Origin of the sequence: Ochrobactrum sp. SFR4, from assembly GCF_019730395.1 — a bacterium.
Classification (GTDB): domain Bacteria; phylum Pseudomonadota; class Alphaproteobacteria; order Rhizobiales; family Rhizobiaceae; genus Pseudochrobactrum.
Genome location: NZ_JAAPBB010001134.1, coordinates 1 through 248, shown reverse-complemented (window position 1 = coordinate 248; position 248 = coordinate 1). Strand labels below are relative to the sequence as shown.

General features: G+C 54.8%; 1 pseudogene. It reads right to left on the bottom strand.

From position 1 onward, the window contains the following. Positions 1-248: pseudogene (locus HBA93_RS22580) on the bottom strand (ABC transporter ATP-binding protein); the annotation flags it as partial.

The following is a 248-nucleotide window of genomic DNA, read 5'->3' as shown; positions in this document are numbered from 1 at the left end:
ACTCAGCTTTTCCATTTTTGCCGGCAATGTTTCCAGCGCAAATTTCTGTTTGTAAGACAGCTTGCGTTTTTCTTCGCGCTTAGGTGCCGGTGCGGCTTCTGTCTCATCACTGCGCGCAGGCGCAGCAGATTTCACCTGACGGCGCGCCAGTGCTGTTTCTTTGCGCTGTGCCATCATATCCGCATAACCACCGGCATATTGCAGCCAGCGTCCGTCACCTTCCGGTGCGATCACCGATGAGACTGTGC